Consider the following 25,202-nt stretch of genomic DNA (forward strand, 5'->3'; position numbering starts at 1 on the left):
CGACCAACGTCACGATGCATAAGCCACTCCGCGATTGGCCCAAATAGTGAACCGAACTTTACCAAGGCCACCGGTGGAAATGCAACTCATGCCGGGCGGCCGACGGACTTTCAGAACGACATGGCGCACGGGTGTGGCTTATTGGTTCTATTTCTCCCCACTCCAGGCGCCTGGGGTGGCGAGGTCCGGTGAACGGCGGTACACATCCCGAAGGAACTGGTAGTTGACCGTCTGAGCGAGCGGCACGTCTTTCTCGCCTAGGTTGGCGAAGAGGAGGATGTCCCGAAGCGTCCGCCAGCGGCTTTCGTCGTAGTCGCCGATACGCCCGCCTGTCGGCAGTACCAGCGGGCGCAACTGCTGCAACTCGAATCTCAGCCGCTCGGAGTTCAGCCTGGCCGGGCCGGCGCCAGCGAGAACGGGCACGCTCCGTGCATAGTCCCCGTAGGCAAACTGCCATCCTCGAATGAGGCCCTGAAGGACATCGGCGATCACGGACTGCTGGTCATGGATGAGATCATTGCTCGCGAAATAGACCTGGCCTGGGACATGGATGCCGTAGTCCTGCGGCTTGATCACGTTCAGCTTGACGAAAGTCGGACTGGAGGGATCGGGCTGCTCGTCGGTCGGGGCAATGATCGCATCCGCCTCTCCCGCCCGGAGAGCATCGAAGCTGTCGCGGTCCAGGACCTTGGTAATCTGGCTGCGGGGAAGCCCGAGCTGCGCCATCATGGCATCAAAGACGACCTCTCCCTCGCTCGCCTTGCGATACCCGACCCGTTTCCCGACCAGGTCAACCGGCCGCCGCAATCCCGAGCTTTCGAGCGTGAAGATCGCAACCGAGGTATCGAGAAAGCTGGCCGCGAAGGCCGTGACGGGGACGCCGCGCCAGCTCGAAAGCAGAAACTTCTGGCCACTCGTCACCCCGATGGCATGTTGGTGTGCAATCGTCTGGACGAAGTCAGGGTCGGGTTGGGCAGCCAGCTCAATGCGGGAGGAGAAATATCCCTGCTTCGATGCAGCGAGTTCGCCGGCAAACCGCGCGCGATATGGCCCGTCGAGGAGGAGCTTGACCGCGACGGGCTCGGAAGTCATCGGAGCTCGGAGGGGGGCCGCGTCGGGGCGAATAAGGAGCAGCACGGTTCCGACCAAGGCCACAACAGCAAGGCCAATGGCGAGGTAGCGCTTTCCTCTCGGCCGGGTCCGCCGCCGGGACTGGGTTCGAGGCAACGAGATCTTCCTAACGGGTTGTGAAATTTAACATATCAGTCGAGGCGAGATGGACTACAATGCAGCTTGTGGGGTAAGGTTAATTTTTCCTTCGCCTTGTTCTAGCAGCGATTTTGACCGATAGCACGACGTGTTCGGATAATGAATTTTGAGTCAGTGGGTTTGGCAGGATGACGATTCTTTCCACTCGACCAGTACCGGTGGCTGATTCTGCGACGGAAATTCGTGTGGTCGAGCCGGCCGTTGCGGCTTCTACAGGTTTTGCACCGAGCTGGCTGCGCCCTGTGATTGTGGAAGGTTTAGTAGCGGTGGTCGATGCGGCGCTGGTCGTGATCAGCGGGATTGGCTGCGCGGTCGGTTATCTCCTGGCGAGCGCAGGGGTCGTCGGCAAGGCCGACGTCTATGCGGGGGCGAGCGTTCTTGTCGCCATCAACTTCATCCTTCTGACGACCGTGCAGCACGGCTACCGTCTCAAGGCCCTCACCAACCTGCCGCGCACGTTCCGGATGACGCTGGCGACGTGGACAGGCTTGTTCGGCGCGCTGCTGGCGATCGCCTTCACGATGAAGATCAGTGAGGAGCTCTCCCGCGGCGCCGCCATCTCGTTCTATCTTGTCGGCCTCACCCTCCTCCTCGCCTGGAGGACGGCCGCAGCGCGCTGGACGGCGCGGGCCCTGCGCACCGGCGCCTTCGCCAACGGACGGGCGATCATGATCGCCGAGTTCGGCCTTGCGGCCTCCTCCAACGCGATCGACGAGCTCGGCCAGCACGGCTACCGCCTGATGCGTGTGATGGAGATCCCGGCCAAGGACCTCGCCTCGCCGCTGCTGCTGTCCTCGCAGGCGCCGCGCTTCGAGGAGATGGTCGCGTATGCGCGCGAGAACCGGATCGAGCACGTCTTCCTGCTGATGAACTGGAGCCGGCAGCACGCGATCGACAGCATTCTGGACGCGCTGAAGATCTTGCCGCTCCCGGTGCATCTGGTGCCTGACGCCAACACGGCGCGCTTCCTGCGCTATCCGCTTGAAGGCACCGGCAACACCTTCACCGCCGAGCTGCGCCGCGCGCCCTTGTCCTGGAAGGAGCGCGCGCTGAAGCGCGCGCTGGACCTCGTCGGCGCCAGTCTTGCGCTTTTCGTGTTCGCGCCGGTGATGCTGGTGACCGCGATCCTGATCAAGCTGAGCTCGAAAGGCCCGGTGTTCTTCCGCCAGACCCGCCACGGCTTCGGCGGTCGCGCGTTCAAGATCTTCAAGTTCCGCACCATGCGCGTGCTGGAGGACGGCCCGACGATTCGGCAGGCAGAGAAGAACGACCCGCGCGTCACGCCGATCGGCAAATGGCTGCGCAAGACCTCGATCGACGAGCTGCCGCAGCTCTTCAACGTGCTCAAGGGCGAGATGTCGCTGGTCGGCCCGCGCCCGCACGCGGCCGCCCACAACACCGAATATGAGCAGATCATCGGCAACTACGCCTTCCGCCACCACGTCAAGCCTGGCATCACCGGCTGGGCGCAGGTTAATGGTTATCGCGGAGAAACCAGGACGCTCGAGCTGATGCAGAAGCGCGTGGAGTATGATCTTTGGTACATCAACAACTGGAGCATTGCTCTGGATCTAAAGGTAATCTTTCTAACCGCGCTGACGGGAATGCGCGCCCCGAACGCCTATTGATTCCTTTCGACGGCCACCATCGAACTCGGTGCAAACTGGAGTGCTGAGCAACCGTCGAGACTAAATTCCCATAAGCATGCACAAATTACTCTGAGGCGCCAAAAAGCTATGTCGCGTGAAAAAAAAATCAGACTTCTCGCGGTAGCGACCCATCTCTTACCCGCGAGAGGCTGGGGCGGAGTTGCTGTTACAGCCCGCACTTTCTTCGAACTCCTCGCCTCTCGCGGTCAGGCCGAGTTGAACGTCGTGACCAGCGATGCGTGCCGGGAAAAAGGGCATATAAGCCACGACGACCTACACTTTGCCGATTATGTCGAGCTCTATTCTGCGAGCAATTTAGATAAGAGCGCGTTCAGCTGGGCCGCAGTACCGGCCATACTGCGACAAATTCGTCGAGCTGATTTCGTCTACTCCGCCGGTATCATGACATGGCCAACCACTTTAGCCGCTATCGGCGCGTACCTTTGTCGTCGGCCGTTCGCTTTCCACGCTCATGGTGGTCTACTTGAAGATCGCTTGCGCGAACTCAAATCAAAGCACCTCAAGTGGCTTTTGTTCAAAGGCGCAATTTTGCCTTTTCTGAAGCGAGCATGTTTCCTCAATTGCTCGTCGGAGTTCGAGGCTACGAACGCCAGGAGAATCTTCCAGAAAACGATTCTCATTACTCCAAATTATCAGGACATTTCGTCTATTCCCCTCATTGGGGCGCAAGAAACACGCACCAAGGAACTTCGATTGACCTTTGTGGGCCGCCTGCACAAAGACAAAGGCATCCATCGCTTCAGCTCCATCTGGAAATCATTCGCTCGCAATGGCGATCTTCTGCAAGTCATTGGGGGGCATGATGATGAATACGGTCGTACATTGATTGGGGAATTTGGCAACGATCCGCGTTTTTCCTTTCTCGGCGAGCGAAGCCGATCCGAAGTATTCCAACTGATTGGCAGCTCAGACGCCCTTGTGCTGCCCTCGGGACTAGAGGGGACGCTACGCGAGAACTTCGGCAACGTCGTGCCGGAAGCTCTGGCTGTTGGACGTCCAGTCTTAATCAGCTCTCGTCTTGCTTGGCGCGACCTCGAAGAACGGGGGGTCGGATTTTACCTTCCCGAGAACGATCATGAAATAGTGGACACGCTAGCGACCCTTCGTGAATCTGCGAAACCTTTGGCCGATCCCACAAGCTGCCGAGAATATGCAATGAGCTTCGACCGAAAAGCCTCAGGCAGCGAAATCGATCGTTTCCTCAGCCTCGTTGAGCAAAATACACGAGGCAAGACGCCCCGCACGTGAGGCGATTCGTGGTCCACGGATCATCGAACAGCAATTGAGCAATCGCAGACGAAAGTCCTCCACTTCTACCCGGCGGCACTTTTTCCAGCGCCAGCTACGCCTTGGTCGCCGTGGGCGTCCACATTCTGAAGCTTCTCCTAAGGTCGACAGATGACCAGACAGCGCCTTGTTCGAGCAATCGCATCGGCCGTAATCGCCCTCACCACAAAAGGGCAATCACTCCTCTTTCTTCTTGCGCTTCTCGCTTACGGCGGCCAATCGGATATTGTTCGTTTTGGCCAGTATACGTCCATGCAAATGCTGATCGGATACGTACTATTCTTCAGCACCGCATTCGCGCACGGACGGCTCATCTTTACTGGCAAAGAGACTCGCGAATACCGATACATTCCAGTTACAGCCTCCGTACTGTCTCTTCAGTGTATCATACTCCTTCTGATCAGCTTGATCGTCCACGTGCTTTGCAATCCGATGAGCATCGCCGCAAATCTGCTTAGCGTTTCCATCGCCTGCTCGATAATTCTCTATCTCGCATCGGAGCATTTCGTAACAACCGCGAGGTCCGTAGACAATTCCTACTACCTCGGCATGACCGGCGTGATCCGCCTTTTGTCGGCTGGCGGTCTATTTGGAGTTGGATATTTCACCAGGTCCATCACCTTTGACCAATTTTTGTTTTCCATCTCGACAGCGTCGCTATTGGTTAGCGTAATAGGGTACATCGTGTTTAGAGACAAATATCAACTCTTCTCTGGAGCTCGACATTTCTGGATTGACTCGAGATTCGCATTTGGAGCGATGGCATTCTCCCTGCAATTCTCGCTCCTGCCTCTTTGCGTCTGGATACAAAATCTCTCTGGTCGACTAATCGTTAGTCCACAGGCGTCATCAGCCCCCGGCTACACAGTGTATTCGTTCGCCGCAGCCAACGCTTCAATTGTGACATTGATCGTATTCGATTCAATGCGATCGAGCATATACAATATCTCGAGCGATCACATTCCAGATCAGTGGCTGAGAGTATTCCGGATGACCACTCTAGTTAGCGCTTTGAACTTCGCGCTTTACGGCTTGGTGATAGTAGGAGCGGTCCACCTCTACACGCAAACGCACGATCTACACTTTGACGCACGCTGGTACACACTGCTCTCGCTGTCGATTGCCCTAACTTTTCTCTCCGGTGTGAGCGAGTGGCTTTGCGTCTCGGTTGGCACGTTGAAGATTCTCAATCTGGCGATGACCTTCTCGACAATTCTTTTCGGACTCCATTTACTCATGCAGCGGACGCTTGCATCAAACGACATCGAAACGGCCCTAATAACTTCGTCTATTTCTTCGAGTCTGTTATTTTCCTGCATCTGCATTGCAGGAAATCTTTCTATTGTGCGACGATTGGTAGCTGCCTCGCTTGGACCGACGCCAGGAGCAGGTGGGCTGCGATGACTCCGGATATTCGACACAGCCGATGTAAAGCCGATCTGCGAGCGAGCCCACAATGAACGACCATCCGACAGCAATCGTAATCCTTACAAGAAACGAAGAGATCAATATCGGAAAATGCATCCAACATCATCAGCAGCACTGTGACGTTTACGTAATAGACTCTGAAAGCACAGATCGCACGAAGGAGATTGCCGAATCTCTGGGAGCGAAAGTTATAGAAAGAACATGGAGCGGGTTCGCCGACCAACGAAATTTCGCACTCGACACGCTCGGCCCTACGTATGAGTGGCTGATATTCATCGATGCAGATGAAATGTTTGACGCGGCAGTTTTTGATTTCGTGAAAAGCCGGGCCTACCCCTCCGAGAGCGATGTAATTTACGTTTCTCAAACGATTTACCTGAATGGCAAGCCGCTACGATATGCACCCGGTTATCCGATATACCATCCTCGCATCGCGAGAACCTCGCGCGCGCGATTCTCTCAGAATCAATCCGGGCATGGCGAAATGATCGACGCGACAAAGGATCTGAAGACTTACCACCTCGACATTCCGTACAAGCATTTCATTACTAGCCACGGAGTTGACCAATGGCTTGTTAAGCACATCTCGCTCGCAAGACTTGAAGCAAGCCAAGTTAAACAGGTGAATGAAGCGACTACCGCTCGAATGCGCTTGAGCTTGCTTATACCCGATAATATTCTTAGGCCACTCATCCGGTTCGCCTATCACTACATGATAAAGGGAGGATTCCGGGACGGCCGCGAGGGATTGGTCTTTTCCGTCATGTATATGTGGTTCGAACTCTCGAAATGGATAATTCGGACCGAACGACGATACTCTCAGCACTAACGCGCCCAACGACGTCGACTAGTTCGCAATAGTAGCAAGGCTTTGTTTCAAGCGCTCACGCCTGGGACCGACAAGTCAATCGAAAAGGAAGAACTCAGTTGCTGACGCTGCTGGTAAATCTATCGACCGTAGCGATACTTGGACCGGTCGTTATTAGAAGTTTTGGTGCGATCAGTTATCAGGTCTTTGTTTTTGCATTGCTTACCATCGGGTTGCCGATAAGAAGCTTGGTTCTACATATTGACATGAATCAATTTTTGCTCGGGGGAGCACTTATATCGAGCGACGACCTAGAGTTTGCAGATGCGATTGGTGCCGCCAGTATTTTTGGCTACACTCTTGTAATCCTCGCATTGAAGCAGCGTCGGCGCCCACACCCCGATGGGACGACAACCAATTTATTCAAACACAACCAACTACTCCTGTTTTCTCTCGCACTGTTAATTCTTGTCGCCCAAATCACCTTGTCGCTGAATTATTCCTCGGGCGATCTAAGTTCATTGGAGGTACTGTCTCAACGGAGCATCGTTTCGGGAAGTGCAATCGTCCTCGCGATAAATTTGTCGCCCATCGTGTTGACGCTCGTAATCGCCAACATATTGGTCTCCTCCAGGTCTGGAAGTCATGTTGCCGTCGTAGGCGCATGGCTCCTCCTCTTCATAGCGCTTGGTTGGCTTGCGCTGCTATCGGGCCGGGCTACTGCTGCCATTGCGCTTTGGTCGCTTATCCTCGCAATGAAGTATATTGGCAAGGCGAAGGTAAATGCACTGCACGTTAGCTCGGCAGGAGTTCTAGTGGCGCTTGTCACGATCGCTGGGCTTGCGCTGAGAAAGGCGAGTCAACAAAATATAGACGTTACCGCCTCCGTTGCCTTGTCTTTGGGCGACGTGCTCAATTCCTTGTCTGAGGCGTTGCCGTCAGTAGATCACTTTCTCGTTGGCATTCTCTATTATACGAGGTCCGGGTTCGATTTCGGAGCGCATATTTTGGATGCGCTGGTAATTCTCGTTCCACGCGACATCTGGCCGGATAAGCCAATTCTAATGCCGCAGAAGATTGCTACCGCGCTGACACGGTATGACAAATCCGGGCTACCTGCGGGCTTTCTGGGTGAAGGATATATTGCAGCGGGAATTGTTGGAACAGCCCTATCGACCGCAATACTGGGATTCTTTGCTCATTTTTTCCAGCGGGTTCTCGAAAGAGTTCAGGGTCGCAATATGATTGTTGCGACTTGGGCGATTGTTATTATGTCGTCTATACTCGCTGAGTATGTGCGAGTGGGACCACAGGGAGCCTTGTCAACTTTGATTATTGATCTTGGTCTGTTTCCGATCGTCTATCTTGCAGCGAAGCTCACACCAAAGAGACCGCTGCGGAAGAACGTTGGATATTTTCCGCAGGCCAATTCGTCGGGCGAAACACACGGCTTGTCGTGAGGCGGCCTGCGGATTGACTTGACCAGCTGTGGAGGGCGCATTGGAAATGCAGGCCAGGATTTTAGGTACCGAGTTGTCGGCGGCGATGAGATCACGACACGCGCCATACGGCCGTTGTCTTATTTGTCGTAGCCAACCACGTAGTTATCTGAGAACTTCACGTCTTCGGCACCGATCATGATGAAGGCCGCAACCTCTGCCCCGTGGTCGGAATTATTAACCAATAAATTATCAGAAATAGCAACGTTCGCGGGCGCCAGATATCCCCTTCCGCGGAACCGCTCGCCCACCGACACCACGATCCCATTTCTGTTGCGAGAATAAATAGCGTTACTTCGAATCTGCACATCGTCGGCGAACGGCCCGGCTAGGTAGCTCGAATCTCCACCAGAATTTCGATTTCCAACAACGATGGCACAGTTGTAGTACTTGTCCCGGCTATAATCAGAGCGCACAACATCGACAATTGTGTTGTTCTCGATCACTATTCGTTGGTTGGTCTCCTGCCTGTTATTTGTATCTGTGATGATCGCAATTCCGTGTTTTGAGGCGCCGATGATGACATTATTGTAGACTTGGATGCCTTCTGATCCGTAGATGCCAATGCCACCGCCCTGCGGACCTTGCCGCTCGCAAAAATTGTGGTGAATAACAATTTCGGACGGTGTGCGCTTTCCTTCCTGGTCCACCTGCGATCCGACGGCGATGCAATCGTCGCCGTTAAACTGAAAATGGTTATGACTAATCTCCCCGCGAGTCAGGCTGGTTCCTGACGCTTGACTGCCCTGATTTGACGCCTGAATGCCATCGGCGACGCTGTGCAGAATGCGATTACGAGTCAGCCTAAAGTCAGAGACATTCCGTAGGAAGACACCATACGAGGCATTTTCGACAACGTTTCCCTCGAAAGTGAACGATCTGACATTCTGCGCGTAAATGAGAGGCCGGGATGTAAGCTTGTATCTCTTTCTGGCGCAGAGAAAGTGCAGTCCCATGACCGAGACGTTCGATATAACGGAAGCCGACGATATGCTGAGGAGCGCAATATCTTCTCCCAGTGAGGCATCCGCCTCCCGATAGACGAGAATAGGAGGAGCGTTCTCGTCCCCCAACAGATGAGTGCCTCCCTTTGTGATCTGCAAGATATCGTTTGATCGGGCGCGAACAACATACGTTCTTCCTGAAGAGAACCTAATTGCGCCTCCTTGAGATAATGCACTTTGAATTGCCTCAGTATCGTCGGTCTCACCATCTCCCTTAGCTCCGAACTCCTCGACATAGCGCACCACTAGCGCGGGAGCGGGAGGGGAAAGGCTTGCGGCTTGCGATGGACGGAGCGCAAATAGCGACATCAATCCCAATAACGTGCGGCGATGGATCTTTAGTTCATGATCAGGGCTTGCGTTGCCCATCCAACGACAAACAAAAGATCGTCTCTCCAAGTAGCCCAACCAACTCCAGTTCATTTTTGATCGACTGAGTAGCGAAATGCCGTCACCTTGGTCATCGTTCCCAAAATTGTGTCCACCCGCTTGTAGGCTTGGACATTGAGAGCATTGCACTGCTGAGTATTGTGATAGCAGACCTTGAGTTTAATTGGCCTCGAGCAGTTGTTCTTCACGCTCACCACGTGGTCAACAATGTCCTTGTTCGCGACGTGAACACGCGCGACCGCCTCGATGTCCAAGCATGGCTTACCTAGCGGGTCCCGCACGATTGATAAGGACGCTTGTTCTGCCGGCCCCTGAAGAGTGAAGCTCGACCTTTTTTGCTCGCTCTGGGCATAACAAGAAGAGGAATAAATCAAGGCGACGATAAGTCCTCCTACTTGAACAACTCTCCAAAACATCATCGCCAAAACCTCTCATCTATACTCACCCCAGGAATGCTTATACTTACAGCCTCATTGGCCAAGCGCTTCGCAAACAAAGTGCGGGGGAGTATATGTATCTGCGAAATACCCTGGAGCAGTCGATTTCGTTGCTGCCATCCGACGCCAACAAAATTGAACACCGCAGCATCAATAAATTCGCTACTAACCAATGCACAAAACTCGGAAACAACTTTAGCCTGCAAGGATTCGTCCAACATTGGAAAGGCAGCCAGCGCCAACCTGTTGCGTCGGATAGCAATCCATCCTTCCATCGGTCCCAGGAAGTATGACGTATCGAGGTAGCTAATCGCTTCCGAATCAAAACCTTCGCTGAGAAGTTGAGTAGAATACAGCGCTAGCCAAAGATAAGCGTCTCCAGGATTAGACGCCAGCGAAGACAATATACTCGCCTTCGCATGAACTTTCTCGGTACCTGCCTCCTGAAGGTCTATACTTCTGATCGACTCCTCGGCAATTCGGATTTTCATGAGCGCTTCTGCGCGCGTTATCTTAGAATACTCGGGAAACCACTTGGCTCGCCCCGTAAATACTGCAAGCGACTCTCGCAGCGCACCCGGCTTAAAGCGATCATCAGCGAGAAGGCGCGCAGTAACTTCGTTCTTAGTTGCCGCCATCCCAAACGGGGGCACCGCGAAGCCAACCCAACTCAAGGAAACAGCACCTAATACGATCAAAAAAGCTCGCGCAAACGTCTTAATATCGCGCATTGTTTCCCTCAATGCTCCGATGTGGGACGCTCTCTGGCGAACCTACTCCACATACCCGTACCGCGCGTAGTATTTTTGATAGTAGTAGCGGCCATGATAAGACTCATATCGAGCAAGGAGCTTTGTATCTGCCTTATTCAGTACCACGCCCAAAAGCTTGTCGTGTATCTCCGGCGCTCCGCGTAGATTATGACGCACGACGTCAATCTTGGTCTTGCCCCATTCCACGACAAAGACATAGGAATCCACGTAGTTTGAGGTAACGCGGACGTCGACCACAGGCGCCATAGGTGGCATGTCAAGTACGACGTAGTCATACTTCGTCCGCAATAGTGCCATCAAATCGCGCATCGGCTTGGACGCTAGGATTTCGTTGGTATGCAGCAACTTCGAAGTGGTGCCGGCGGGCAGGATTGCAAGTTTAGTCTGTGGGTCAACCGTCAGAACATCATCGAGTTTAGCGTGCTGCGCAACGACGTCGACTAGGCCAGCCCTTGCATCCGGCAGCAAAGCGCGGGAGAGCGAGGGATTACGCAAATCGGCGTCGATCAGAATCACGCGCGCGCCGCCATGGGCAATGAGCTGCGCAAGGTTGGTCGAGAGCGTGCTTTTGCCTTCGTTGGGCAGAGTTGAGGTCACCGCCAGCACGCGATTCTCGCGCACGATCGAGTTTAGATCAACCGCAACTTTCAGCGAACGCACCGCCTCTGAAAAGCGCGACAACGGGTTGTCGACGACGTAGCGCAGAAAGTCCGGCTCGGGATTTCTCTTCTTTCGGTCAAGCTTGCTGGGCCACGTCGGAGCCGACAGTTGCGGCCCAAGCGTCGGGAGGATCGCGATGCAGTTCGTGCCGAGCTGCTCCTCGACTTGGCTGGTGGTACGGAAAACCTTGTCGGCGAACTCGCGCGCAATAGCAGCTCCGAGACCCAGCATCAGCCCGCCGAGCAAGCTTACTGCCAAGATAATCAGCGTCCTTGGATAGCTCTTGACTAACGGGGTGGTCGCGGCGCTGATGATCCGAGCCTCGGTGATCGGAAACGACTGCTGCTGCACGCTCTCCATGTAGCGCTGCAGGAAGTTGTCATACATCGCCTGATAGCTCTGCGCGTTGCTTTCGAGCTCGCGGAGCTGCACCTGCGCCTGGTTCGTGAGCTGCGATTCCGAGACGACGTTAGCGAGGCTCGACTTGATCGCTTCCTCCCGCGTGACGGCGATGTCGTAGTCGCTCTTGTAGGATTCCTGGATGCGCCTGAGCTCGTCGATGATGTTCTTCTTGATCTCAGCCATCTGGCGGCGGAGATTGACCGCGGCGAGGTGATCAGAGCCATATTTCATCGCCCAGATAGATTCCTTCGAGGCCATGTCGACATACTGGCCGCGCAGCTTGACGATGGTCTCGTTCTTTAGCGCGTCGGCGACGCTGGCATCTGGAATCTCCTGCTTGAGGATGTCGTTGATGCGATCCATCCGCGCCTTGGCTTCGGCGGTTGAGGCATGCGCCATCACCAGCTGGCTGTTAACCTCGGCAAGCTGCTGCTCGTTCATCAGCCGCCCACCCGTGTCCACGATGTTGTTGGCGGTCTTGAAATCCACTACCGCCTTCTGCGCGGCCGAGGCCTGCGTGCGCAGCTCCTTGATGCGGTCCTGCAGCCAGACGCTGGCGCGGCGAGTGGCCTGGTATTTTGCTTCGAGCTGATCAACGATGTAGGCGTCAGCGACTGCGTTCGCAATCCGAGCGGCTTTCTCCGGATCGCGCGACGTGAAGCCGATTTGCATCACATAGGTGAGACCAAGACGCCTAATCGTTCTGCTGCTCTCAAAACGTTGAAGCGCCTTACGCGTCAGCTCGAATTCGGAGGACTCAATCCCCGAGGTGAATAGGCCAGCAATCGAGCCGACGATCGCTCCGAACAGGCCGCCGCTGCTGCCAGTGAACTCCGGGTCTTCCGTGAGATGTAGGTCGCGGATGACGGCGAGGCTGATGTTCTCGGATTTCAGAATCTCGACCTGAGTTTCAATGGTAGCCGAATCGATCGCGATGTCGCCGAGCACGGATTGCTGCTGGAACAGCTGCACCTTGCGCGTGTCGATCACCATCGAGGCGGTGGAGGTGAACAGCGGCGCGGCGGTGAAGAGATAGAGCAGCGCCAGGATCACGCAGGCCGAGACGATCGCGACCATGGTCGGGAACTGGCGCCTGATAATGTCTAGATAGGAGGTCAGCGTCTGCGACGGAGAGCCGTCGGCCTCGGCGAAATCACGGTTGATCTCCGAAGGCGGCTTGTTCACCTGCAACATCTAGCAATTCCTGAAAATGGATCGATCTGTGTTCTTGGGATCAATGTTCGCCAGAACCTGGCTGCGTCCGGAGCAAGCCGGATGCCAAAGCCCGCGCTGCGCGCAACATTAGCACAACTCTGCCTGCAATTGAACGCGCTCGATGCAGTGCACAGCGGACGTCACGCGACTTTTTGTAGCAAGCTTAACGGCGCAAAAGCAAAGCGGCGCCCGCTGGCGCCGCTGCCGTGATCGTTTCATCGGGCGGCCGAGAGGGCCGGGTCCGGTCAGCGCGGGCTGACGTTGCCGCCAGCGTTGGTCGTGCCGCTGACGCCATTGCTCGCGTTCGGGTTGACCGTCGTCGCATAATGCAGGCCGCCGAAGCTCGGCGCGCCGTTGTTGGAACCACCGGTGTTGCCGGGGTTGCCGGTCGGTCCGCCCGCGCCGGAGCCGCCGCCGCCGCCTGCGCCACCGCCGGCCGCCGCGATCGCGACGTCGCCGGTTGCGGCCTGGTAGGCTGCGATCACGTCGGGGTTGTTGGTGCCGGCGATCGCCGCCTGGATCTCAGTGGCGAAAGCCTGGTCGGCGACCGCGGCCATGCGGGCGAGCTGGGCCAGGCCGGCGGTGATCGCGCGGATCTGGTCCTTGGTCGTCGCGGGGTCCTTGAGGAGCGCGATCAGCGCCGGAACCGTGGTGGGATCAGACGCGCCGAGGTCGCGCACGCGCGAGATCAGCTGCGCACCGGCCGGATATTGCGTCAACAGCGTGCCTGGTGTGGCCTTGAACTCGGAAATGACCGTGGCCGGCAGCTGGCGCTGCGGCGGATAGACGGCAGCGCTTGCGGCGCTCGAAATCGTCGCGGCCAGGGCCGCGCCCGCAGCCATGCGAAGCGCAATCTTGATAACGCTCATAATAAAACCTCCAAAAAACGTCTGCCCACTTTACGTCTCGGGCCCGGGCAAGTGGCTGTGTAGTGTCGGAACCTAGCGGAAGAGCAAATCGCTGTCCACTTATTCTAAAGACTTCGTAAACGGCGCAACTGCTTCAAAACTAGACAGTTTTGTGAAGCGCGCGGGCGCGGCGCAGGCCCCGCGCGGGCCGCGTCTGGCGCCCCTTCTCGTCCGGTGCGGCGATCGCCTCGCCTTGCGCCCGCGCCGGCTCGCGGATGCGGAACGATTGCGCCAGGCCGGCGCCAAAAAGCGCAAAGAACGGAATGGAATAGCCGGGGATCTGGAGCGTGAAGTCCAGGCAGGAATGCAGCAGCGACAGGCTCGCGGTCGCCGCCGCCGCCAGCGGGATGATGGCATCGCGCCGCCGGGCGAACACGCCGCGGCCCAGGATGACGAACATGACCGCCCATGCGGCCGCCACCAAAAGCGCCATGGGGATGCCGACGTCGGAGGCGAGCTCCAGCGGCGTGGAATGCGCGATATCCCAGATTCCGCGAATCGAGATGTTGGGGCTGCGGTAGGGCGGGAAGGCCCATTGGAAGGTGCCCATGCCGGTCCCGAACCAGGGATTGTCGGCGATGATCTGAAGCGTGGATTTCCAGGCCTCGATGCGGCCCTCGTCGACCAGGCCCTGGCTGTCGAACCGGCTGGAGACGCGGCCGCCGAGCAGCTGCATCAGGCCGAGCGCCACCACCACGCCGGAGCCGAGCGAGATCCAGATTCCGGTCCGCGGCGGCAGGTCCTTGCGCAGGAACACCGTGAAGGAGGCGATCATCGCGAGCAGCGACAGGCTGACGCCGGCGCGCGAGCCGGTCATGAACATCGCCATCAGGCAAATCAGAAGCGCTCCGAGATGCGGCAGGATCTGGCGCGGCGGGATCTCGGCCACGTCGCGCGACACGCGCTTCCATTCGACGTGCCGCTCAGGCAAGCGCCGGCGGACATCCTCCAGGATCAAGAGCATCCAGATCACCGCGCAAGACCCGAAATAGGCGGCGGCCGTGTTGCGGTTGATGAAGGTGCCGGTGACGCTGCCCATATAGGCCGTCTTGTCCCGCCACAGGATCATGGTGGGCTCGATCAGGAACGAAGCGACGCCATAAAGCGCGTAAAGGCTGCCGGAGACGGCGATGACCCAAAGCAGACGTCGGGCGCGCTCACGCTCGGCACCGACGGTGATGCCGAGGAGGATCGCCAGAATGTTGGCGAGCGGCGCGCCCAACGCGAAGAACGCCTCGTTCTTGACGATGGATGCCGACGGCGCAATCGGCACCCCTAGGAGATCGGACGCCTGCTTCCAGATCGGGTTGAACGGCGCGATCCAGGGATGATCGGAGAGCTGCTCATGCAGCACGAAGGCGTATCCGGCCACGATCACCCCGATGCCCGCGATCATCCAGAAATGGGGGCGGCGCAAGTCGCGCGTCGGCGCCGCGATCAAGGCGAGGCCCAGGCACAGGCACCAGAACGCGATCGAGAGGTCGTTGGTCGAGCCGAACGGGAACGGCGCCCCGGCGACGACGAAGAACAGGATGAAGGTCGCAGGCCAGCTCCACGACCAACGTATACGGGGAAGCGGAAAGCGCATCGTCGGTTAGCCGGCCTTGGCTCTAGCTCTAGAGGAAGCAATCGATCGGATAGATCTTCAGATCCACATTCAAGCGGCTGATCCGGGTCTGCGCCCGGAAGCCGTAGAATAGCCCAAGGTTATCACTCCCCGCGTCCAGTTTTATTCCGGGGGTCAACTCATCCGGCGGGACCAGAAGCCCGATGTGGCGGTTGATGCCGGCTATCTCGATTCGCCCGTCGCCCTCGCCGAAATGTCCCGCGAGCTGGGTCACCGTCACCTTCGGCAGCCCGCGACGCTGATGGCAGACCTCCTCTTCCCATAGCTTGGTCTGCCGAACGAGAGGTTTGCCCGCGCCGTCGGGAACAACAATGTCTGAGAAGTTGGGGTGCAGCATTCCGAAGAAGCGGCTCTCCTTGGCGTTTGCTGAAAGCCGGACGGTGAAGGAGAGCTCGCCCTTGGCCTCGCGCAAGTGCCGAAAAATTGGTGCATCAGGCTCAGCCGAGACCACCACGTCGATCCGGTGGCGGACACCGAGCTGTTGGGTTTCGCCGGCAGCCTTGCCCATCAGAGACGGCCCCGCGATGACGAGAGCCAATAAGCACCGAGCTGCTTGCCGTCCAAAGCACATGAAGACCTTGCAACCTGCGGGGTGACCGATCGGCGGTGAATCTTGCTCGGTGAAGCCTTGATCCACCCCGAACAGAACCGCTGTGATTGCTAAACGAAAATGGCACCGGGACAAAGCCCCGGTGCCATCGCTCTTGGTAGATCAAGTCGGCTGATTACGGCGCCAGCTTGATGTTGTTGCGGAAGATCAGGGCGTTGTTTCCGAGGTTCACCGCATCACTGCCGGTCGCCATGATCACACGCAGGTACTGCAGGAACTTGGCAGTTTCGACGTTGCGCGAGTTCGAAACGTAGATGATGTCGCCGTTCTTCATCATGACCTTGGTGCCGAGGAAGAAGCCACCCGGATCGCGGAAGTTCACGTTGAAGATGACCGGGATGGTCTCGGTCGTGTATTTGCTGACGTCGATGCCGAGCTGGGCAGCGACCTCACGCGGCTCGCGGCGATAGAGATACACGGCAGCCGGATCGGCCTGACCGTCGAGAAGACCACCGGCCTTGCCCACGGCTTCGCCGAGGTTGATGCGCCATGCGTCGAAGTTGAACTCGCCGCTCTGGCCGCTGGCGCCGAACGCCAGGAACTTCTGCTGTTCGCGATAGACATAGATGCTGTCGTCGGGACGCACATAGATGTTGTTCTCAGGCGACATGACCAGATTCTCGAACGGAACGGTTGCGCGCCGTCCGCCGCGTTCCAGCATCACCCAGGTCTCGAAGCCCTGGCCTCGGATGCCGCCGGCGCGGGTGATCGCGTCGAGCACCTTGTCCTTCGCGCCCGCAGCGCTCGCCGGATAACGCGCGGGCGCATTGACTTCGCCAAGCACGCTGATGAGCTGGGTCCGCTGCGACGACATCGCCACCACGACCTGCGGCTCGATGGCGCGGTTGGATATCTTTTCAATGATCGCGCGCTGGATCTGAACCGCCGTGAGACCCGCGGCCTTGACCTGACCGGCGTACGGCACGGTGATGAACCCGTCATTGTCCACCGACTGATCCGGAATGGTGACGAAGTTACCGGGCCTGACGCCGGCTTCCGCCGGAATGAACAGACCACCCGCAGCCGCTTCGAAGATGGTCACGCTGACGACGTCGCCGATCCCGAACACAATGCTCGCCGGCGGTCGTTTGTCCGTGAACGCGCCCGCGAGACCCTTGGGTTCATGGGTATGTAGAATGTTCACGGTGGCTGGGTTGAGCGGCACCAACTCGTAAGCCGGCGCACTTTCAGTCTGTATGTGGTTGTTAACGTCGTCCGTTAGCGGGCCGGAGCCTGGATTCGTGGAGCAGGCGCCAAGCGCCAGCGCCACGGCCAAAAACGCGGGCTTCAATAAATAGGTCTTAGCAAAGGAATGCATCAACGCGGCCCCAATCGTCCCAATTACCTCAAAGTGGTACGGGCTAGCGGACGGCGCGACAAGGGTTCCAGGCCGAAACCGATGGTTAACGGCGCAATGAGTCCGCCGGTGTTGCGCCCGCGCCACTACTTTGGAACCCCTGCTAACCCTTTGTGACTGTTTGTTGTAATTCGTGTGCCCGATCGATAGGCAACCGCTCAACCGACGGGCGAGGCGTTCTCACCCCCGCGTATCTCTGGTAATGCTCCGGCCGTCTCATGAGGAGTTCCGGCGTTGCTCTTGTCGCTTCTTTCCCTTGCCCTGACAGGATGGTTGCTCGCCGGACCGGGATACGAACCCCCGGGGCGCCCCTTCGTTGAGATCGCAGCCTCCTCCTCGATTTGGAAATTCACCCGCGCCCAAGGCCCCAAAGAGGGCGAGAGCTTCGCTTCCATCTCCAAGACAGCCGAGACGATGCAGTCTGACCCGGAGTTCGCCGGCCTGATCGTCCGCTGCGCGCCTAAGGGCAAGATCGACGTGCTGGTGGCCTTGGTTCGCCCCTTCCCGCCGCGGAGCCACCCGCGAGTGACGATCTCCTCAACTGGCGGCGGTACCCAGACGTTCGAGGCCAGCATGGCCGTCGCGGGCGCGGCCGTCCTCCTGCCGGACGAAGTTTCCGCCTTTGCCGCCGGCAAGTGGCAGACGACGCCCTCGCTTTCCGTGACGGTCAAGGAAAGCGACAGCGAGATCAAAGGCGTGGTGGCCCTGAACGGGCTCCGCGAAGCCTATAATTCTCTGGCGGCAAGTTGCGGCCAATAGACAAAATTTAGCCATACGACTTAAGGGTCTTTTTAGGGTGGGGAACCTAAGGTCCGGAGCACGGAGTGTTTCGGATGACCGAGCTTTTGATCTTCAGCTTTCTGGTAGGCGCAGTTCTGGGCCAACGCTTTCGCGTCCTGGTGCTCCTGCCGCTGACCTTCGTCATGCTCCTCGCCGCGATCCCGGTCGGCTGGATGGCCAATCTGAGCTTTCTCAATGGTCTGAAGGGCGTAGCGCTCGCGGCCATCGCGCTCCAGGCCGGTTATCTCTTTGGCTCGGCCGCCCGCTTTGCTCTCGCCGCCGGTCGTGCCGCCCGCGTGTTTGCCCGTCCGCTCAAGACCGCCCGCTGACCTCCTCTGTGGCGCATCAATCCGTCTGATCCCGCAGGCGACGCTTCGTTGATCTGGGGTTGGGCTGGGAGCTGCGTGGGCTGCAGAGCTCTGTTTGAAAACTTGCCTCCGGCTTGTATGGTGGCCTGACCCTTTCAGGATTCCTTCCAGGCGCACGTTTGTCCTTCGCTTATTTTGCCCTCATCGTTTGCCTTGTTTCTGCATCCGCTCTCGACATTGTCGGCGCCAAATTCGGCGTACAGCTCGGGATGACGGCGACGGCCCTGGGGCTATTTGCAGCGGTCTTCAGCGCACGAAAGGCCGACTACGAGCACTATTTGCGTGCCACGGTCTGGGGCCGCTGGGTCCTGATCGCCATTCCCCTTTGCATCGCAACCCAGCTGGCGCCGCTGTGGCTGAATTGGGCGCATCCGATCTGGGCGAGCAGCCACGATGCTCTGGGTGGCCTGTCGCTTGGGCCAGTGACGGCGGATCTCGGCCTTACCCTGAATGCGCTGTTTCAAGCCGTCGCAGCGATCTCGTTGCTCAGCGTGACCATCGTCGTGGTCCGTGACCGCAGCCGTGCCGAACTGGTGCTGTTCGTGCTGAGCGGGGTAACAGCAGTGTCGGCTCTGATCCTGGGCTTGCGTCCACTGTCGCCCGCCCTTGCAACCGCCGTCCCTTCCGACCTCGGGACAACGATGGCCGGTCTTGGCGTCATGCTTAATCTAGCCGTCATGCAGCTTGCCGCCGAGCGGGCCGAAACGCGCCACTCGGTGGTTCGATCGGTCGCTGTCGGCCTTTGCGGCCTCGTGGGCGCGTTGGCCAGCGCGGTTGCGGTTTTTGGCTTGTCAGGGACGAACAGCGCGATCGCCGCGGCCTTTGGCCTCGTGTTGATCTTGCTGATCCTTGTCATTCGAAGGATCGACCTGTCGCCGTTGGCCGCTGGCGCGCTGTCCTTAGCTGCGCTGGTCGGAGCGATGATTGTCCTGAGCTTCCTGTTCGAAAAGAATGCAGGGCCGATTCTTTTGCGGCTCGTCCCGGATGCGGGGGCCGAAACCAGAGCCGCGCTGGAGCGAATGTTGGCCGACACCAGGTGGTTCGGTGCGGGCGCAGGCACCTTTTCTGCCGTTGGCAGGATCTACCAAAGCGATGCCGGCGCGGCTTTGATGGCGCCCTCGACGGCTTTTGCCATCTTCGCGGATACCGGATGGGTCGGTTTTTCCGCCGCGCTGCTGGCGGGCATGATGGCTTTGGGGCGCTTGTTTTTGGGGGCTTTGCAGCGCGGCCGCGACTCGTTCTTCCCTGCGGCGGCCGCGGCCTGCCTTGTCTTCGCGCTGGTTGAGGGCTTCGCTGGTTCAGGACTGCTGCATCCTGCAGCAATCCTTTGCCTGTCAACGATCATGGGACTCGGCTTGTCCCAAAGCGTCACCCAGTCCTCACGCGGCACGGGTCATTAGTCGTTCGTCGTTAGACGTCGCGATCAGCCAGTGACGCCCAGTAGGTCGGGTTCTTGGGCATTTGGATGCGGACCCACCGGTAGGACTTCTTCGACCACGGCAGGATGTGCCCGGTGAGGTTATCCAGCACGAGATCGCCGGCGAACGTGCGCACCACGACCACGAGGTGATGCTCACCCCAGCTCGTCACGACCTCGCTGAGCAACACCGATCGCGCCGGGAAGCCCTTGGCAATCAGATCGTGGCGTTTTGTCACGGCATAGTCGTTGCAGTCGCCGCTGGTGGGATGCAGCAGCCACTTCTCGCCGCGCAGCCCCTCCAAATTGGGCTCGGGTCGGATCGCGCTGTTAACCCGCCGATTGACCTCCCGAAGCTGCGCCATGCGCTCGGCCGTGAGCTTGAGACGTCCGCCCCTGAACACGATTTGCTGCGGTCGCGGCTTACACTCGCCCTCGTACTTCAGGCAAAAGAGCGTGAAAGCCATCGGCGCCAGGGTCGGCTGGTCGAACTTGATGTACTGGATGGCGCCGCGCAACGCCGACGGCGCACCGACAAAGGCGGCCTCGGCCTTGTGTTGAGCCGCCCCAGCCAACAGAGCGGCGGCAATCGCCAGGAACTTTAAAGTCTTGCGCATGTCGCGCTCCCCATTTCTTGTTGGGGAAACGCTACGGGACACGTCTTGAAATCCGGCTCAAAAGCCGAGCGATCCTTTAATCAAAACCGCTGCGACTCCGTCAGAAACAATTAAGAATACCGATGCGTAACTTGTTCTGCTATGAGCGACCATGCCCTCCATTCATGACGCCAGACCCGATTCGACCAGCTGATGGGCCTTTCCAAGCGTTTTCGTAAGAACGTCAAGCCGCGGCTCCCCGACGGCGTGAGGATCTATGCCATCGGCGATGTGCATGGACGCGCCGACCTGCTTCAGTCGCTCTTAACTGTCATCGACGCCGACCTTGCCCGCTCCGCTCCCGAACGAGCGATTCAGGTCTTTCTTGGCGACTACGTCGACAGGGGCCCGGACTCGCGCGCTGTGATTGATCTCCTGATCGAGCGCTCGAAGTCGCATGAGACAGTGTGCCTCAAGGGCAATCACGAGGTGTTCCTGCTCGAGGTCCTCAAGGACCCGGCGCGCCTGGAGGAATGGCGTCGCTACGGAGGCCTGCTGACCCTTGTTTCATACGGCATCAACCCGACGATGAATCCGACGCCGGAGCAGCAGATTGAATTGATCGAAGGGTTGAGGCAGGCGCTTCCGCGGGAGCATCTTTCGTTTCTTCAGCAGCTCCGCCCGTCCTTCGCGTGTGGCGACTTCTTCTTTGCGCACGCCGGCGTCAAGCCGGGCGTAGCTCTGGAACGTCAGAAGGAGGAGGATCTGCTCTGGATCCGCGAGGAATTCCTCGAGTCCGAAAGACGCTTCGGCAAATATATCGTCCACGGCCATACCCCGGTCAGCGTCCCGGATATCCGCTCAAACCGGATCAATATCGACACCGGCGCCTACGCGACCGGCAACTTGACCTTGCTCACGATCCAGGGCGATAGTCTGCTCGCAATTTAGGACTTTTGCAGAGTTGCTGGCCAACTCCTGCGCCCTTCCACACGGGCATCGAAATTCATCATGAGCCGCATGACCTTGCTTCGCATCATTGGCGCCTGCATCGCAGTGATGTTGCTGCTTGACGCAGCATTGGGGTTTTACGGCGATCTCACGCGGTCGAACTTTCGGGCGAGCGATTTGTTCTTGGGCGAGTTTCCGCCCGAGAAGGTCAACGTAGCCGCTTCGGGCGTTCTGGCGCCCCTTTCATTCGACGGCGACTTGCTGGCGAATTATGCGGCGGCCAAAGCCGCGGATTTTCTTCACCGTCCTGCAGCCGATGTGAACAGCAGGGCCGCCGAGAACAAGGCGGCCCAGGACGTCGTTGTTGCGGCTCTGAAAGTATCGCCCATCCGGCCCGCGCTTTGGCTCACGCTCGGCACGCTGAAGACGCAGGCGGGTGAGCTGGCGACGCCTGCAGTGAAAATGTCTTACCTGGCCGGCGCGGTGCCGATCGCCGTTGCCTTCGCACGGCTCCAAACCGTCACATCGAATGCGGCAGCAGCCGACGAAGAGATCAAGCTGCTGGCGCAATCGGACGTCCGCGCGGCGCTTGCCAACCGCTCTCGCTACGAGCAGCTCCTGATCGCAGCCTACCTGCAGGCCACGCCGCAAGGCAAGTCGCTGCTTCTGGAGGCCACGCAGGGGATCGATCCCAAGTTCAATCAGATTTTGCGGCGGTACTGACGTTCGAGCGCGAGTTAGCCTGCTGGCTTGCAGTCAATTTTTCAGCGCGTCGCTTTTGGTGCGATCGGCACGAAATCCTGCTCACGGCGCGGTTGATCCGGTCGCCCCTGGTAGACGAACATGCCCTTCTTGGTCGAGACGATGTCGCCGCGCTGCAGGCTGTCGTCGTTGAGGAGGCGTTCGGTCGCGACAAGGTCCGGATCCTCCGGGACCGGTTTATAGAGCTCTGGATGGTCCCGCCGCTCGCGCGAGAGCTGCTTGGCTCGTCGCCGCGCATCTTCGATACGCTGACGCCACTCGTCACGGCTGACTTCCGGCTCGCTTGGTGGCAGATAGTCGCTGACCGAGGGCTCCGGTTCGGTCTGGGCAAAACGCGAGGGCGGACTGGCGAGACCGAAGCCGATTGCACCGGCAACGGTCAGGACCACTCCGGCCAGCTGCCCAAGCCGCCTGGCATGAGCTAGAAAGGTGTGAGGTCGCGCGGTTGGCACGCTGTAACTCCAGGGCAGAGCGAGAAGAACGAGCAAGGGCCGGAAACTTCTCGTCCATTCCCTTCAATCTATACGTTTGCCGATTGCACGAAAGCCAAATCGCGGGCAAGCTTCGTGCTTTAGCTCGCGAGGATATTGACCAGTGGTCCGCAACGTTACTTTCCTGGTTCTGGTGATCTTTTTAGGCACTCACTTTGCGACAGCAGGCCAGATCGAATACCCGCAAGTGATCCATACGCAATACGAAGCCGTCGATCAGAAGACCGGGGGTCACTTCGTGCTGTGGTCGGAGCGGGAAAAGATCTTCTATGGCCTCGACCAGAAGCTTTTCCCGGGAGCTCGGTTTGTCGACATCACCCAGGTAACCCCAAGCGTGGGTTCGATCACACTGACCTATGTCGAGGTGCGGACCGTCAGCAGCACGACGTCGGACTATCTGTATCTGGCAGGAAATGTCCGCTTTCGCGTCAGTGGGATGGCGCTCAAATCCAGCAACGTCCCCGCCGGCGGCGGAATGACACCCAACGCACAGTAGCCAGACTAACGCCTGCTCGACCCACTAGTCCGCGTTCTGTTGCCGTAATAGGGGCGCGCGCGCCCTCCACTGACCAGAGGCGGCTGAATCTGGCTCGGAATATTCCGCGTAGCCGTGCTCGGCGCGGGCTGCGAGGGATTGACGATAATTACATTTCGATCGGGGGTCGATGGATCATTGACCCCCTGGGCCCGAGCGCTGAGGGCCCACGTGCTTGCCGTCACAAGAAGCGTAAACGCGGTCAGGACTAATCGTTTCATAAGATGTCTCCCAAGCGAGAACATCGGGAGGCGATCACCGTTCCTTCACGGTTGCTTGGGTCGTCATTGCCGAGGCACGGCGATCAACTTGCCGTCTCTCCAGACCCCCTGAGCCGCCATCCCGCTCGGCAGCTTGCCCGGCGCCAGGTTTCGGGTGGCTGTGGGTCGTGAGGCGCTCTGGGCCGTTTGGGTTTTCTTCGTAGGGGTGGTCACGATACTGGTGCTCGTCAAATTGGCTTTGTCCTTGGTCCCTTGTGCAAAAGAAGGTTGCACCAGGAGAGCCACAAACGTGAGTGCTATGAAACCGTCGCGCATGATCAAAATACCGGAAAGAGGAGCTCGTCGAACTGTCACAGCTTTCTGCCCAAAAGCAAGCCCCCGAAGCTGTTCGACATGGGCTCTTGCAAGGCTGGCGATCAGAGCGGCTTTCGCCGAGATAGGATTTTGACGCGGAAAAGCCTAGCGAAACAGCCTGTTCCGGGTTACTTGATCGGCCTTGATGACCGACCCCAGCGACACCGCCGCCGGCGCGCCAAATATGCACGCGATCAAGGCCGGGTTTGTGCGTCTCCTGTCCGGGCGGATTCGCGACATATCCAGCGACCCCCGGCAGATCCGCGAAATCGTATACGAGCTGGCTCGCATCAAGCTTCTGGAACAATTAACGCATGGCGACGCACGGGAGTCCCGCGAGCTCCAGCAAGTGCTTGAGCGCGCCATCCGGGAGGTTGAGCTTTCATTTGACCGTAGCGAGCGCGACGCGCTGTCCAAAGCGCCGGAGTTGGCGCTAGACGTCGCTTCGCATCAGTCGCCACCCAGTCCCCCGGCTCCTCAGCCCGTTCCGCATCTGGCGCCCGTTCCGCCCTCGCCGCCCGTCCCGAAGCCTGCGGAAACAGGGCGCGGTTCTGTCGCACCGCCAAGCCCGCCCGACCAATCTCGGCGAAGCGGCATCCTCAACTCCCTCATCCGATTAGCCGCCATCCTGGTCGTCATTGCCGGTGCCAGCGCGGCGGTTACTTATTGGCCGCGGTTGAGGACACAATCCCTCGCATTGTGGCAGTCCGCGACGCTGTCCAAGCGCACCTCCACAAGCCCCGAGCCTCACCCCACCGGGGCTGTGACTCCATCGAGCGGTGAGAGCGTCGAACGGACACCGGATCAACCGAAGGAGCCGGTGACGCCTGCGCAACCCTCGATGCCGTTGCCAACGACCTTCGGCGTCTACGCCCTGAGCCAGGGCCAGCTCCAGGAGCTCAAGCCGGTCCCCGGGAAGATTCCGGATCGTCGTGTCGCGATCTCAGCAGCAATCACCACACCGAGCGCGACGACCCTGACAAGCGGAGATGTCAGCTTCATTGTTTTCAGGCCCGACGGTGGTGTCGATGCAACCGGGACCGAGGTTCGAGTAGTCGCAAAAGTCTCCCGAGCGATGGGCGTCGATGCAACCGGGAAAGCGGCCATGGTCTCTGCCGGCGACACCTGGGTCATCCGCAGCATGTCCTTCCCTTACAAAGTAGGTCCGGTCGAGGATCAGCCGAGAATGCTATCGCTGCAGCCGGAGCAGGACGGCTTTACGCTTTCGCCGGGTCGCTACGTCGTGGTCGTCAAAGGTATGGGCTATGACTTCACGGTGGCCGGGACGCCGACTGATCCCAACCAATGCGTCGAACGCATCAATGCAACGAACGGCGCATTCTACTCCCCCTGCCCGCCGCGACGCTAAAGTGGCGCGACGCG

24 protein-coding genes are annotated in these 25,202 nt (G+C 58.6%); 13 read left to right on the forward strand and 11 right to left on the reverse strand.

The features are described from left to right. Positions 1-147 precede the first annotated feature (147 nt). A complete protein-coding gene (locus tag IVB07_RS29810) occupies positions 148-1,092 on the reverse strand; it encodes an ABC transporter substrate-binding protein (RefSeq protein ID WP_247766799.1) in 945 nt (314 codons plus the stop codon). Between the two features lie 362 nt (positions 1,093-1,454). On the opposite strand from IVB07_RS29810, the gene IVB07_RS29815 reads away from it, so the two are divergent. The 5 genes from IVB07_RS29815 to IVB07_RS29835 all read left to right on the forward strand — a co-directional run bounded on the left by IVB07_RS29815 (position 1,455) and on the right by IVB07_RS29835 (position 7,922). Beyond that, positions 1,455-2,897, forward strand: a complete 1,443-nt coding sequence (locus IVB07_RS29815) for an undecaprenyl-phosphate glucose phosphotransferase (RefSeq protein WP_247766800.1) — start codon at positions 1,455-1,457, stop codon at positions 2,895-2,897. 108 nt (positions 2,898-3,005) lie between these two features. Continuing rightward, on the forward strand, positions 3,006-4,187 hold the full coding sequence (locus IVB07_RS29820; protein WP_247766801.1) for a glycosyltransferase family 4 protein: 1,182 nt from the start codon (positions 3,006-3,008) through the stop codon (positions 4,185-4,187). A 150-nt stretch (positions 4,188-4,337) separates the two neighbouring features. After that, positions 4,338-5,630 (forward strand): hypothetical protein, encoded by a 1,293-nt coding sequence (locus IVB07_RS29825; protein ID WP_247766802.1) that lies wholly within the window; start codon positions 4,338-4,340, stop codon positions 5,628-5,630. Between the two features lie 52 nt (positions 5,631-5,682). Further along, positions 5,683-6,483 (forward strand): glycosyltransferase family 2 protein, encoded by an 801-nt coding sequence (locus tag IVB07_RS29830; RefSeq protein WP_247766803.1) that lies wholly within the window; start codon positions 5,683-5,685, stop codon positions 6,481-6,483. 98 nt (positions 6,484-6,581) lie between these two features. Beyond that, on the forward strand, positions 6,582-7,922 hold the full coding sequence (locus IVB07_RS29835) for an oligosaccharide repeat unit polymerase (protein ID WP_247766804.1): 1,341 nt from the start codon (positions 6,582-6,584) through the stop codon (positions 7,920-7,922). A 119-nt stretch (positions 7,923-8,041) separates the two neighbouring features. Here the strand turns inward: IVB07_RS29835 and IVB07_RS29840 are convergent, their stop codons facing one another. The 4 genes from IVB07_RS29840 to IVB07_RS29855 are packed head-to-tail and all read right to left on the reverse strand — an operon-like array spanning position 8,042 to position 12,821. Next, complete coding sequence (locus IVB07_RS29840; RefSeq protein WP_247766805.1) at positions 8,042-9,334, reverse strand: right-handed parallel beta-helix repeat-containing protein; 1,293 nt, start codon at positions 9,332-9,334, stop codon at positions 8,042-8,044. A gap of 50 nt (positions 9,335-9,384) precedes the next feature. Next, positions 9,385-9,780: a hypothetical protein gene (locus IVB07_RS29845; protein WP_247766806.1), complete on the reverse strand. Its 396-nt coding sequence runs from the start codon at positions 9,778-9,780 to the stop codon at positions 9,385-9,387. Further along, a complete protein-coding gene (locus IVB07_RS29850; RefSeq protein ID WP_247766807.1) occupies positions 9,771-10,523 on the reverse strand; it encodes a hypothetical protein in 753 nt (250 codons plus the stop codon). The genes IVB07_RS29845 and IVB07_RS29850 overlap by 10 nt, the downstream gene beginning before the upstream one ends. A gap of 42 nt (positions 10,524-10,565) precedes the next feature. Then, entirely contained in the window at positions 10,566-12,821 is a 2,256-nt protein-coding gene (locus tag IVB07_RS29855; RefSeq protein ID WP_247766808.1) for a polysaccharide biosynthesis tyrosine autokinase, read from the reverse strand. 81 nt (positions 12,822-12,902) lie between these two features. Here IVB07_RS29855 and IVB07_RS29860 point away from each other — a divergent pair, with 81 nt between their 5' ends. After that, a complete protein-coding gene (locus IVB07_RS29860) occupies positions 12,903-13,052 on the forward strand; it encodes a hypothetical protein (RefSeq protein WP_247766809.1) in 150 nt (49 codons plus the stop codon). Between the two features lie 35 nt (positions 13,053-13,087). Here IVB07_RS29860 and IVB07_RS29865 read toward each other — a convergent pair whose 3' ends face one another. From IVB07_RS29865 to IVB07_RS29880, 4 genes are all read right to left on the reverse strand, one after another. Then, on the reverse strand, positions 13,088-13,711 hold the full coding sequence (locus tag IVB07_RS29865; protein WP_247766810.1) for a hypothetical protein: 624 nt from the start codon (positions 13,709-13,711) through the stop codon (positions 13,088-13,090). A gap of 139 nt (positions 13,712-13,850) precedes the next feature. Beyond that, positions 13,851-15,338: an O-antigen ligase family protein gene (locus tag IVB07_RS29870; RefSeq protein WP_247766811.1), complete on the reverse strand. Its 1,488-nt coding sequence runs from the start codon at positions 15,336-15,338 to the stop codon at positions 13,851-13,853. A 28-nt stretch (positions 15,339-15,366) separates the two neighbouring features. Further along, entirely contained in the window at positions 15,367-15,885 is a 519-nt protein-coding gene (locus IVB07_RS29875) for a hypothetical protein (protein ID WP_247375389.1), read from the reverse strand. A gap of 217 nt (positions 15,886-16,102) precedes the next feature. Continuing rightward, positions 16,103-17,305: a polysaccharide biosynthesis/export family protein gene (locus IVB07_RS29880; RefSeq protein ID WP_247397777.1), complete on the reverse strand. Its 1,203-nt coding sequence runs from the start codon at positions 17,303-17,305 to the stop codon at positions 16,103-16,105. A 273-nt stretch (positions 17,306-17,578) separates the two neighbouring features. Here IVB07_RS29880 and IVB07_RS29885 point away from each other — a divergent pair, with 273 nt between their 5' ends. The 3 genes from IVB07_RS29885 (at position 17,579) to IVB07_RS29895 (ending at position 19,892) form a co-directional block, all read left to right on the forward strand. Continuing rightward, the gene (locus IVB07_RS29885; protein ID WP_247397775.1) at positions 17,579-18,103 is read left to right on the forward strand and encodes a hypothetical protein; all 525 of its coding nucleotides are present in this window, start codon (positions 17,579-17,581) and stop codon (positions 18,101-18,103) included. Positions 18,104-18,177: 74 nt separating this feature from the next. After that, on the forward strand, positions 18,178-18,453 hold the full coding sequence (locus tag IVB07_RS29890; RefSeq protein ID WP_247766812.1) for a hypothetical protein: 276 nt from the start codon (positions 18,178-18,180) through the stop codon (positions 18,451-18,453). A gap of 158 nt (positions 18,454-18,611) precedes the next feature. Next, positions 18,612-19,892, forward strand: coding sequence for a hypothetical protein (locus IVB07_RS29895; RefSeq protein ID WP_247766813.1), 1,281 nt, complete (start codon positions 18,612-18,614; stop codon positions 19,890-19,892). A gap of 10 nt (positions 19,893-19,902) precedes the next feature. Here IVB07_RS29895 and IVB07_RS29900 read toward each other — a convergent pair whose 3' ends face one another. Continuing rightward, entirely contained in the window at positions 19,903-20,526 is a 624-nt protein-coding gene (locus IVB07_RS29900) for a transglutaminase-like cysteine peptidase (protein WP_247766814.1), read from the reverse strand. A gap of 192 nt (positions 20,527-20,718) precedes the next feature. Between IVB07_RS29900 and IVB07_RS29905 the strand changes: the two genes are divergently transcribed. Together IVB07_RS29905 and IVB07_RS29910 are read left to right on the forward strand one after the other, a co-directional pair. Then, positions 20,719-21,456 carry a metallophosphoesterase family protein gene (locus IVB07_RS29905; protein ID WP_247766815.1) on the forward strand — a complete coding sequence of 246 codons (738 nt, stop codon included), beginning with the start codon at positions 20,719-20,721 and terminating at the stop codon, positions 21,454-21,456. A gap of 183 nt (positions 21,457-21,639) precedes the next feature. Then, positions 21,640-22,179, forward strand: coding sequence for a hypothetical protein (locus IVB07_RS29910; RefSeq protein ID WP_247410630.1), 540 nt, complete (start codon positions 21,640-21,642; stop codon positions 22,177-22,179). 41 nt (positions 22,180-22,220) lie between these two features. Here IVB07_RS29910 and IVB07_RS29915 read toward each other — a convergent pair whose 3' ends face one another. Then, a complete protein-coding gene (locus IVB07_RS29915; protein ID WP_247442240.1) occupies positions 22,221-22,670 on the reverse strand; it encodes a hypothetical protein in 450 nt (149 codons plus the stop codon). Positions 22,671-22,812: 142 nt separating this feature from the next. Between IVB07_RS29915 and IVB07_RS29920 the strand changes: the two genes are divergently transcribed. Both IVB07_RS29920 and IVB07_RS29925 read left to right on the forward strand, forming a co-directional pair. Next, positions 22,813-23,205, forward strand: coding sequence for a hypothetical protein (locus IVB07_RS29920; RefSeq protein WP_247766816.1), 393 nt, complete (start codon positions 22,813-22,815; stop codon positions 23,203-23,205). A 759-nt stretch (positions 23,206-23,964) separates the two neighbouring features. Then, positions 23,965-25,188 carry a hypothetical protein gene (locus tag IVB07_RS29925; protein WP_018456118.1) on the forward strand — a complete coding sequence of 408 codons (1,224 nt, stop codon included), beginning with the start codon at positions 23,965-23,967 and terminating at the stop codon, positions 25,186-25,188. Positions 25,189-25,202 lie beyond the last annotated feature (14 nt).

The sequence above is a fragment of the Bradyrhizobium sp. 172 genome (genome assembly GCF_023101065.1).
Classification (GTDB): Bacteria; Pseudomonadota; Alphaproteobacteria; order Rhizobiales; family Xanthobacteraceae; genus Bradyrhizobium; species Bradyrhizobium canariense_D.

Bases quoted from the DNA above. Each gene is read 5' to 3' on its own strand.
- IVB07_RS29855 (WP_247766808.1), bottom strand. From the start codon at position 12,821: ATGTTGCAGGTGAACAAGCCGCCTTCGGAGATCAACCGTGATTTCGCC.
- IVB07_RS29860 (WP_247766809.1), top strand. From the start codon at position 12,903: ATGCCAAAGCCCGCGCTGCGCGCAACATTAGCACAACTCTGCCTGCAA.
- IVB07_RS29825 (WP_247766802.1), top strand. From the start codon at position 4,338: ATGACCAGACAGCGCCTTGTTCGAGCAATCGCATCGGCCGTAATCGCC.
- IVB07_RS29830 (WP_247766803.1), top strand. From the start codon at position 5,683: ATGAACGACCATCCGACAGCAATCGTAATCCTTACAAGAAACGAAGAG.
- IVB07_RS29925 (WP_018456118.1), top strand. From the start codon at position 23,965: ATGACCGACCCCAGCGACACCGCCGCCGGCGCGCCAAATATGCACGCG.
- IVB07_RS29900 (WP_247766814.1), bottom strand. From the start codon at position 20,526: ATGCGCAAGACTTTAAAGTTCCTGGCGATTGCCGCCGCTCTGTTGGCT.
- IVB07_RS29890 (WP_247766812.1), top strand. From the start codon at position 18,178: ATGACCGAGCTTTTGATCTTCAGCTTTCTGGTAGGCGCAGTTCTGGGC.
- IVB07_RS29820 (WP_247766801.1), top strand. From the start codon at position 3,006: ATGTCGCGTGAAAAAAAAATCAGACTTCTCGCGGTAGCGACCCATCTC.
- IVB07_RS29870 (WP_247766811.1), bottom strand. From the start codon at position 15,338: ATGCGCTTTCCGCTTCCCCGTATACGTTGGTCGTGGAGCTGGCCTGCG.
- IVB07_RS29850 (WP_247766807.1), bottom strand. From the start codon at position 10,523: ATGCGCGATATTAAGACGTTTGCGCGAGCTTTTTTGATCGTATTAGGT.
- IVB07_RS29905 (WP_247766815.1), top strand. From the start codon at position 20,719: ATGGGCCTTTCCAAGCGTTTTCGTAAGAACGTCAAGCCGCGGCTCCCC.
- IVB07_RS29810 (WP_247766799.1), bottom strand. From the start codon at position 1,092: ATGACTTCCGAGCCCGTCGCGGTCAAGCTCCTCCTCGACGGGCCATAT.
- IVB07_RS29840 (WP_247766805.1), bottom strand. From the start codon at position 9,334: ATGGGCAACGCAAGCCCTGATCATGAACTAAAGATCCATCGCCGCACG.
- IVB07_RS29875 (WP_247375389.1), bottom strand. From the start codon at position 15,885: ATGGGCAAGGCTGCCGGCGAAACCCAACAGCTCGGTGTCCGCCACCGG.
- IVB07_RS29880 (WP_247397777.1), bottom strand. From the start codon at position 17,305: ATGCATTCCTTTGCTAAGACCTATTTATTGAAGCCCGCGTTTTTGGCC.
- IVB07_RS29865 (WP_247766810.1), bottom strand. From the start codon at position 13,711: ATGAGCGTTATCAAGATTGCGCTTCGCATGGCTGCGGGCGCGGCCCTG.